This is a genomic window from Micrococcus sp. HG099, assembly GCF_024723355.1.
Classification (GTDB): Bacteria; Actinomycetota; Actinomycetes; order Actinomycetales; family Micrococcaceae; genus Micrococcus; species Micrococcus endophyticus.
Genome location: NZ_JANQCJ010000108.1, coordinates 1 through 7,983, shown reverse-complemented (window position 1 = coordinate 7,983; position 7,983 = coordinate 1). Strand labels below are relative to the sequence as shown.

Genomic DNA, 7,983 nt, shown 5'->3' with positions numbered 1-7,983 from the left:
GTCGTCGGGCCCTGCGCGGCCGGGACACCCTTCGTGCCGTCGGCATCCTTCGCCGTGCCGGCGTCGTCGGTGCCGCCTGCGCCGCCCGCGGCCGGGGCGACCACGGGGATCTCCCCGGTGGCGGGGACCTTCTGCATGGCCGCGGGCGCGGTCACGGTGGCCAGGTCCGCGCGGGAGGCGTCGAGGCGCTCGGAGGTGGTCATGCGGCCCAGGGGGATGTTCGGCAGGAACACGATGGCGACCACGGCGACGACCGCCAGCGGCACGCCCACCAGGAACGCCTGGGAGATGCCGGTGGCATAGACGTCCTCCACGACCACGCGCAGGGGCTCGGGCATCTCGGCCACGCGCGGCAGCGTGCCGGACTGCAGCCGCTGCGCCCACACGGGACCGTCCGCGCCGAGGGACTGCAGGGCGGCGGCGAGGTCCGCGCCGCGGGCCTCGAACCGGCTCGGCACCACGTTGGCCACCACGGCGCCCATGGCGGCGACGCCCACGCTGCCGCCGAGGGAGCGGAAGAAGGTGACGCCGGAGCTGGCGACGCCCATCTGCCGCGGGTCGGTGGTGTTCTGCACCACAAGCACGAGGTTCTGCATGGTCATGCCCACGCCCGCGCCGAGCAGGAGCATGTGGAGGGAGACGAGCACGAACGGGGTGTCGTACCGCAGGGTCGCCAGCAGGGCCATGCCCGCGGTGAGCAGCACGGCGCCGACGATCAGCCAGCGCTTCCACACGCCCGTGCGGGTGATGACGCGGCCGATCACCGTGGAGGTGATCAGCAGGCCCGCGATCATGGGGATGGTCATGAGGCCGGCCTGCGTGGGCGTGGCCCCGCGGGCGAGCTGCATGTACTGCGCCAGGTACACGCCTGCGCCGAACATGGCCAGGCCGGTGGCGATCGAGGCGATCGTGGCCAGCGTGAAGGTGCGGTTGCGGAAGAGCGTCAGCGGGATGAGCGGCTCGGTCACCTTCAGCTCGACGACGACGAACAGGGCGGCCGCCAGCACCGCGCCGCCGACCATCCACGCGGTGGTCCAGGACGCCCACGGGAACTGCTGGCCGGCCGTGGTGACCCAGATCAGCAGCAGGGACGTGGCGACGCCGAGCAGGACGATGCCGAGGTAGTCGATGGACACCTTGCGGGGCTCGCGGGCGGGCAGGTGCAGGGTGCGCTGGACCATCACGAGGGCCACGAGCGCGAACGGCACGGCCACGAAGAAGTTCCACCGCCAGCCCCACAGGTCCGTGATGACGCCGCCGGCCAGCGGGCCGCCCACGGTGGCCACCGCCATGACCGCGCCGAACAGGCCCATGTAGCGGCCGCGCTCGCGGGGGCTGATGATGTCCGCCATGATCACCTGGCTGAGCGCGGCCAGGCCGCCGCCGCCCAGGCCCTGGACCATGCGGCACACGATCAGGAACGTGGGGTCGTTCGTGAAGCCGGCCGCCGCGGAGGCGCCCACGAAGATCACGAGCGCGACCTGGAACAGCATCTTGCGGTCCATGAGGTCCGCGAGCTTGCCCCACACCGGGGTGGAGACGGCCGTGGCCAGCAGGGCCGCGGTGATGACCCACGTGTAGTCGTTCTGGTCGCCGCCGATGTCGCTGATGATCACCGGCATCGAGGTGGAGACCACGGTGTTGGCGATCATCGAGACGAACATGCCCAGCAGCAGGCCGGTGAGGGCCTGCAGCACGGCGCGATGGCGGGCGGCGTCCGCGGCGGCGGGGGAGGTGGGGCTCATGGGGTCCTTCGGCGGGGGCGTCGGGGTGGTTGACGGCAGTCAATGATTGACGATGGTCAATCATAGGTGTCGGCGCCCCGCCCCGCACCCGTCCCCGGCGGTTAGCCTGGTCACGCCCGGCGGCGCCCCGCCGTCGGCACCCCGACCCGGAGAGTGAGACACCCCTCGTGAGCCCCCGCTTCCTGCTGATGACCGAGATCCCCGAGCCCGGCCTGGGCATGCTGCGCGAGGCGGGTGAGGTCACCCTCGGGTCCGAGGTCGGCGGGAATGACGCGCTCCCCGCGCTCGCCGCCTCCGGGGACTACGACGTGGTGGTCTGCGCCCTCGCCCAGAAGTTCGACGCCGACGTGCTCGCCCAGGCGAGGCTCAAGGGCATCGCCAACTACGCCGTGGGCTACAACAACATCGACGTCGCGGCGGCCACCGAGGCGGGCATCGCCGTCGGGAACACCCCGGACGTGCTCACGGACGCCACCGCGGACATCGCCCTGCTGCTGATCCTCGGCGTCTCCCGCCGCGCACACGAGGGCGAGGCGATGATGCGCGCCGGTGAGTTCACGGGCTGGAGGGCGGACCTGCTCGTGGGCAAGGACGTGAAGGGCGCGACCCTCGGCCTGGCCGGGTTCGGCCGCATCGGCAAGGCCGTGGCGGAGCGGGCGCTCGCTTTCGGCATGGACGTCGTCTTCGCGCCCCGCCCGCCCGCGCACCGCGAGGTCGCCCCCGAGGAGCTCGGCGAGCTCGCCGGCCGCGTGGAGCAGGTGCGCTGGGAGGAGCTCGTGGAGCGCTCCGACTTCCTCTCCCTGCACTTGCCGCTCACCGCGGACACCGAGCACCTCGTGGACGCGGACGTGCTGGCGCGCATGAAGGACGACGCCGTGCTCATCAACACCGCCCGCGGGCCCGTAGTGGACGAGGCCGCCCTCGTGGAGGCCCTGCGCGCCGGCCGGCTCTTCGGCGCCGGCCTCGACGTCTACGAGGACGAGCCGGCCATGGCCCCCGGCCTCGCCGAGCTGGACAACGTCATGCTCCTGCCGCACCTGGGCTCCGCCACCCGGGACACCCGCGCGGCCATGGCCGAGCTGACCGCCCGCAACGCGATCGCCATGGCCACCGGCGGGGAGGTCCCCGCGCTCGTCAACCCGGACGTGCGCCGCTGAGCGGGGCGCCGTGAGGGTCGTCACGGCGCCCCCGCGGCCCCCGTCCCGGCCCGCGGGACCTCGGTAGACTGGCCCACTGTGACCTCCCAGAACTCCGCGAGCCCGCAGACCTCCGCCGTCGACCACCACGACCAGCAGGCCGTCCGCGCCGCCAAGCGCGAGCAGCTGCTCGCCGCCGGCCGCGAGGCCTATCCCGTGCAGGTGCCCCGCACCCACACGCTGGCCGAGGTGCGCGAGCAGTTCGACGGGCACGAGCCCGACTGGGCCTCCGGCGAGACCGTCTCCGTGACCGGCCGCGTGGTGTTCCTGCGCAACACCGGCAAGCTCTGCTTCGCCACCCTCCAGGAGTCCGGCGTGGACGGCGAGGCCGTCCGCCTGCAGGTCATGGTCTCCCTGGCCGCCGTCGGCGAGGACTCGCTCGCGCAGTGGAAGAAGGCCGTGGACCTCGGCGACTTCCTCTCCGTCACCGGCGAGGTCATCGTCTCCCGCCGCGGCGAGCTGTCCATCATGGCCTCCGCCTGGGAGATGGCCTCCAAGGCCCTCCGCCCGCTGCCCGTGCTGCACGCGGACCTCAACGAGGAGACCCGGGTCCGCCAGCGCTACGCGGACCTGATCGTCCGCGACGAGGCCCGTCGCATGGTCTACACCCGCGCCAAGGTCACCTCCGCCGTGCGCCGCACCCTCGAGGGCCACGGCTACGTGGAGGTCGAGACCCCCATGCTCCAGCTCATCCACGGCGGCGCGCTGGCGCGCCCGTTCGAGACGCACCTGAACGCCTTCGACCAGCCGATGACCCTGCGCATCGCCACCGAGCTCTACCTCAAGCGCGCCGTCGTCGGCGGCATCGACCGGGTGTACGAGATCGGCCGCGTGTTCCGCAACGAGGGCGTGGACTCCACGCACTCGCCGGAGTTCACCACCCTCGAGAGCTACGAGGCCTGGGCGGACATGCACGTGATGGCCGAGCGCATGCAGGAGATCATCCTCGCCGCCGCGGACGCCGTGGGCGCCGGCCGGCGGATCGAGACGGACAAGGGCGTCATCGACCTGGACGGCGAGTGGGCGTGGGTCTCCGTGTATCCGGGCCTGTCCGAGGCCGTGGGCCGCGAGATCACCCCGGACACCGACGCCGAGACGCTGCGCGCGATCGCCGCGGAGCACGAGGTGAAGGTGGACCCGGCGTGGGACGCCCAGAAGCTCGTGATCGAGCTGTTCGGCGAGATCGTGGAGCCCACCCTGATGAACCCCACGTTCGTCCACGACTACCCGCCGGCGGCCCAGCCGCTGGCCCGCCCGCACCGCGAGGACGGCCGTGTCATCGAGGCGTGGGACCTGATCATCGGAGGCATGGAGCGCGGCACCGCGTTCTCCGAGCTGATCGACCCCGTGATCCAGCGCGAGCGGCTCACCGCGCAGTCCGCGATGGCCGCCGCCGGCGACGACGAGGCCATGCAGCTGGACGAGGACTTCCTGCGGGCCCTCGAGTACGGCGCCCCGCCCATGGGCGGCATCGGCCTGGGCATCGACCGCCTCGTGATGCTGTTCACCGACGCCGGCATCCGCGAGACCATCCTGTTCCCGCTGCTCAAGCCGGAGGCCTGAGATGGCCACGTTCTGGGAGTACTTCTCCGTCCTGGCTCCGTCCATCGGCCTCGGGCTGGTCTTCTGGCTCGTGATGCGCTCGCTGCTGCGCTCGGACACTGCCGAGCGCGAGAGCATGGGCCGCCGGTCCACCGGCGAGGACGCCCGCGCCGCCCGCGAGGAGGCGGAGGCGAGGGAGTGGGCCCGCCGGCGCGGGGACGACGACGTCCCTCGTCAGGGCGACGACTCTCGCTGAGCTGATTGTGATTCCCGAAGAAGGACTTCGTCATGCGCATTTCCGTGCGGTATTGTCCGAGGACCACAAGTGCACGGCCGGCCGCATGATCCATCGGGGAATGACCCCGAACATGCGGACCGGAGCCGAGGGACACGGGCACGCGATGAAGAGAGTGGGAATCACCGTTGGCACAGAAGGTAGAAGTAGTCCTCGTGGATGATCTTGATGGTTCGGCAGCAGATGAGACCGTGAACTTCGCGTTGGACGGTCGCAATTACGAGATCGACCTGTCCAAGGAGCACGCGGACGAGCTCCGCGAGTTCCTGAAGCCCTACATGAAGAAGGGCCGCGCGGTGGCGCCGCCCTCTCCGAAGGTGGAGGCCGCCCAGATCCGCAAGTGGGCCGCCGAGAACGGCTATGAGGTCTCCAGCCGCGGGCGCCTGCACCGCGACGTGGTGGAGGCCTACCGCAACGCCCGCCGCAAGTGAGCGCACGCGCGCCGCACGCCTGAGCGCGCACGCCGGGGGACGCCGAGGAATCGGTGTCCCCCGGCGGCGTTCCCGGCCCGTGACGACGGCGGCCGGGCCGCTTCTCCCAGCGGCGAACAGCCGCGCGGCACGGGCGGGGCGGTGCGTAGTCTCGGTCACGACCGTACGCAAGGAGTGTGCCCATGTTTGAGAGATTCACCGACCGTGCCCGGCGCGTGGTGGTGCTCGCCCAGGAAGAGGCGCGCATGCTCAACCACAGCTACATCGGCACCGAGCACATCCTGCTCGGCCTGATCCACGAGGGCGAGGGCGTCGCCGCCAAGGCCCTCGAGTCCATGGACATCTCCCTGGGCGCCGTGCGCGAGAAGGTCCAGGAGGACATCGGCCAGGGCCAGCAGAACCCGCCCGGCCACATCCCCTTCACGCCGCGCGCCAAGAAGGTGCTCGAGCTGTCCCTGCGCGAGGCGCTGCAGCTCGGCCACAACTACATCGGCACCGAGCACATCCTGCTCGGCCTGATCCGCGAGGGCGAGGGCGTCGCCGCTCAGGTGCTCGTGAAGCTCGGCGCGGACCTGAACCGGGTGCGCCAGACGGTCATCCAGCTGCTCTCCGGCTACCAGGGCGGCGCCCAGGGCGGCAAGGAGACCGCCGGCGCCGGCGTCGGCCAGGGCGGCGAGGCCGGCCAGAACGCGGGCTCGGTGGTGCTGGACCAGTTCGGCCGCAACCTCACCGCGGCCGCGCACGACGGCAAGCTGGACCCGGTCATCGGCCGCGCCGGTGAGATGGAGCGCGTCATGCAGGTGCTCTCCCGCCGCACCAAGAACAACCCCGTGCTCATCGGCGAGCCGGGCGTGGGCAAGACCGCCGTCGTCGAGGGCCTGGCCCAGGCGATCGACCGCGGCGACGTCCCGGAGACGCTCAAGGACAAGCAGCTCTACTCGCTGGACCTCGGCTCTCTCGTGGCGGGCTCCCGCTACCGCGGTGACTTCGAGGAGCGCCTGAAGAAGGTGCTCAAGGAGATCCGCACGCGCGGGGACATCATCCTGTTCATCGACGAGATCCACACCCTGGTCGGCGCCGGCGCCGCCGAGGGCGCGATCGACGCCGCCAGCATCCTCAAGCCGATGCTGGCCCGCGGCGAGCTGCAGACCATCGGCGCCACCACGCTGGACGAGTACCGCAAGCACATCGAGAAGGACGCCGCGCTCGAGCGCCGCTTCCAGCCGATCCAGGTGCCCGAGCCGTCCGTCGAGGACGCCACGGAGATCCTGCGCGGCCTGCGGGACCGCTACGAGGCCCACCACAGGGTGTCCATCACCGACGGCGCCCTCAAGGCCGCCGCCACCCTCGCGGACCGCTACGTCTCGGACCGGCACCTGCCGGACAAGGCCATCGACCTGATCGACGAGGCCGGCGCGCGCCTGCGCATCCGCCGCATGACCGTGCCGCCGGAGATCAAGGCCTACGAGTCCCGGATCGCGGAGGTCCGCACCCAGAAGGAGGCCGCCATCGACGGCCAGGACTTCGAAGGCGCCGCCCGCCTGCGGGACCAGGAGCAGCAGCTCGAGGACGAGCGCCGCCAGAAGGAGCAGGCCTGGCGCACCGGCGCGGACTCCGACGTCGCCACCGTGGACGAGGAGCTCATCGCCGAGGTGCTCTCCAAGTCCACCGGCATCCCGGTGTTCAAGCTCACCGCGGAGGAGACGGACCGCCTGCGCACCATGGAGGACGAGCTCCACAAGCGCGTCATCGGCCAGGACGAGGCCATCAAGTCCCTGTCCCGTGCCATCCGCCGCACCCGCGCCGGCCTGAAGGACCCGAACCGCCCCTCGGGGTCGTTCATCTTCGCCGGCCCCACCGGCGTCGGCAAGACGGAGCTGGCCAAGTCCCTCGCGGAGTTCCTCTTCGGGGACGAGGACGCGCTGATCACCCTGGACATGTCCGAGTTCCAGGAGAAGCACACCGTCTCGCGCCTGTTCGGCGCCCCTCCCGGCTACGTGGGCTACGAGGAGGGCGGCCAGCTCACCGAGAAGGTCCGCCGCCGTCCGTTCTCCGTGGTGCTGTTCGACGAGGTGGAGAAGGCCCATCAGGACCTCTTCAACTCCCTGCTGCAGATCCTCGAGGACGGTCGCCTGACCGACTCGCAGGGCCGCGTGGTGGACTTCAAGAACACCGTGATCATCATGACCACGAACCTCGGCACCCGGGACATCTCCAAGGGCGTCATGACCGGCTTCCAGTCGGCCACGGACACCACCACCGGGTACGAGCGGATGAAGGGCAAGGTCAAGGAGGAGCTGCGCCAGCACTTCCGCCCCGAGTTCCTCAACCGCGTGGACGACGTGATCGTGTTCCCGCAGCTGCAGAAGCACGAGATCGTGGAGATCGTGGACCTGTTCGTCTCCCGCCTCGGCAAGCGCCTGGCGGAGCAGGACCTGTCCATCGAGCTCACCCAGGCGGCCAAGGACCTGCTCGCGGACCGCGGCTACGATCCGGCCATGGGCGCCCGCCCGCTGCGCCGCACCATCCAGCAGATGGTGGAGGACCAGCTCTCCGAGAAGATCCTCTTCGGCGAGATCCCGGCCGGCTCCCTCATCACCGTGGACGCCACGGGCGAGGGCGAGGGCGCCGAGCTGACCTTCGGGTTCAGCGGCGGCCGCGAGGCGCTCGAGGGCGCCGAGCTGCCCGAGCTCGAGCCCGGCTCCGGCGAGACGGTGGAGGCCGACCGCTCCGCCTGACCGGCGCAGGCCGCCGCGCCGCGGCCGCCCGACGGC

6 protein-coding genes are annotated in these 7,983 nt (G+C 71.5%); 5 read left to right on the top strand and 1 reads right to left on the bottom strand.

Annotated features, from left to right (window positions below; genetic code table 11):
- Positions 1 to 1,745, bottom strand: a 1,745-nt coding sequence (locus tag NWP10_RS09375) for an MDR family MFS transporter (RefSeq protein ID WP_258300707.1), incomplete at its 3' end; no start/stop codon positions are given.
- Positions 1,746 to 1,912: 167 nt separating this feature from the next.
- On the opposite strand from NWP10_RS09375, the gene NWP10_RS09370 reads away from it, so the two are divergent.
- From NWP10_RS09370 to NWP10_RS09350, 5 genes are all read left to right on the top strand, one after another.
- Positions 1,913 to 2,902 (top strand): D-glycerate dehydrogenase, encoded by a 990-nt coding sequence (locus tag NWP10_RS09370; RefSeq protein ID WP_017489276.1) that lies wholly within the window; start codon positions 1,913 to 1,915, stop codon positions 2,900 to 2,902.
- Positions 2,903 to 2,980: 78 nt separating this feature from the next.
- On the top strand, positions 2,981 to 4,504 hold the full coding sequence (gene lysS, locus NWP10_RS09365) for a lysine--tRNA ligase (RefSeq protein WP_017489275.1): 1,524 nt from the start codon (positions 2,981 to 2,983) through the stop codon (positions 4,502 to 4,504).
- 1 nt (position 4,505) lies between these two features.
- Positions 4,506 to 4,739 carry a hypothetical protein gene (locus NWP10_RS09360; protein WP_258300706.1) on the top strand — a complete coding sequence of 78 codons (234 nt, stop codon included), beginning with the start codon at positions 4,506 to 4,508 and terminating at the stop codon, positions 4,737 to 4,739.
- Between the two features lie 167 nt (positions 4,740 to 4,906).
- Positions 4,907 to 5,209, top strand: coding sequence for an Lsr2 family protein (locus tag NWP10_RS09355; RefSeq protein WP_017489273.1), 303 nt, complete (start codon positions 4,907 to 4,909; stop codon positions 5,207 to 5,209).
- Between the two features lie 182 nt (positions 5,210 to 5,391).
- Positions 5,392 to 7,947 carry an ATP-dependent Clp protease ATP-binding subunit gene (locus tag NWP10_RS09350; protein WP_258300705.1) on the top strand — a complete coding sequence of 852 codons (2,556 nt, stop codon included), beginning with the start codon at positions 5,392 to 5,394 and terminating at the stop codon, positions 7,945 to 7,947.
- Positions 7,948 to 7,983 lie beyond the last annotated feature (36 nt).

Bases quoted from the DNA above. Each gene is read 5' to 3' on its own strand.
- NWP10_RS09350 (WP_258300705.1), top strand. From the start codon at position 5,392: ATGTTTGAGAGATTCACCGACCGTGCCCGGCGCGTGGTGGTGCTCGCC.
- NWP10_RS09360 (WP_258300706.1), top strand. From the start codon at position 4,506: ATGGCCACGTTCTGGGAGTACTTCTCCGTCCTGGCTCCGTCCATCGGC.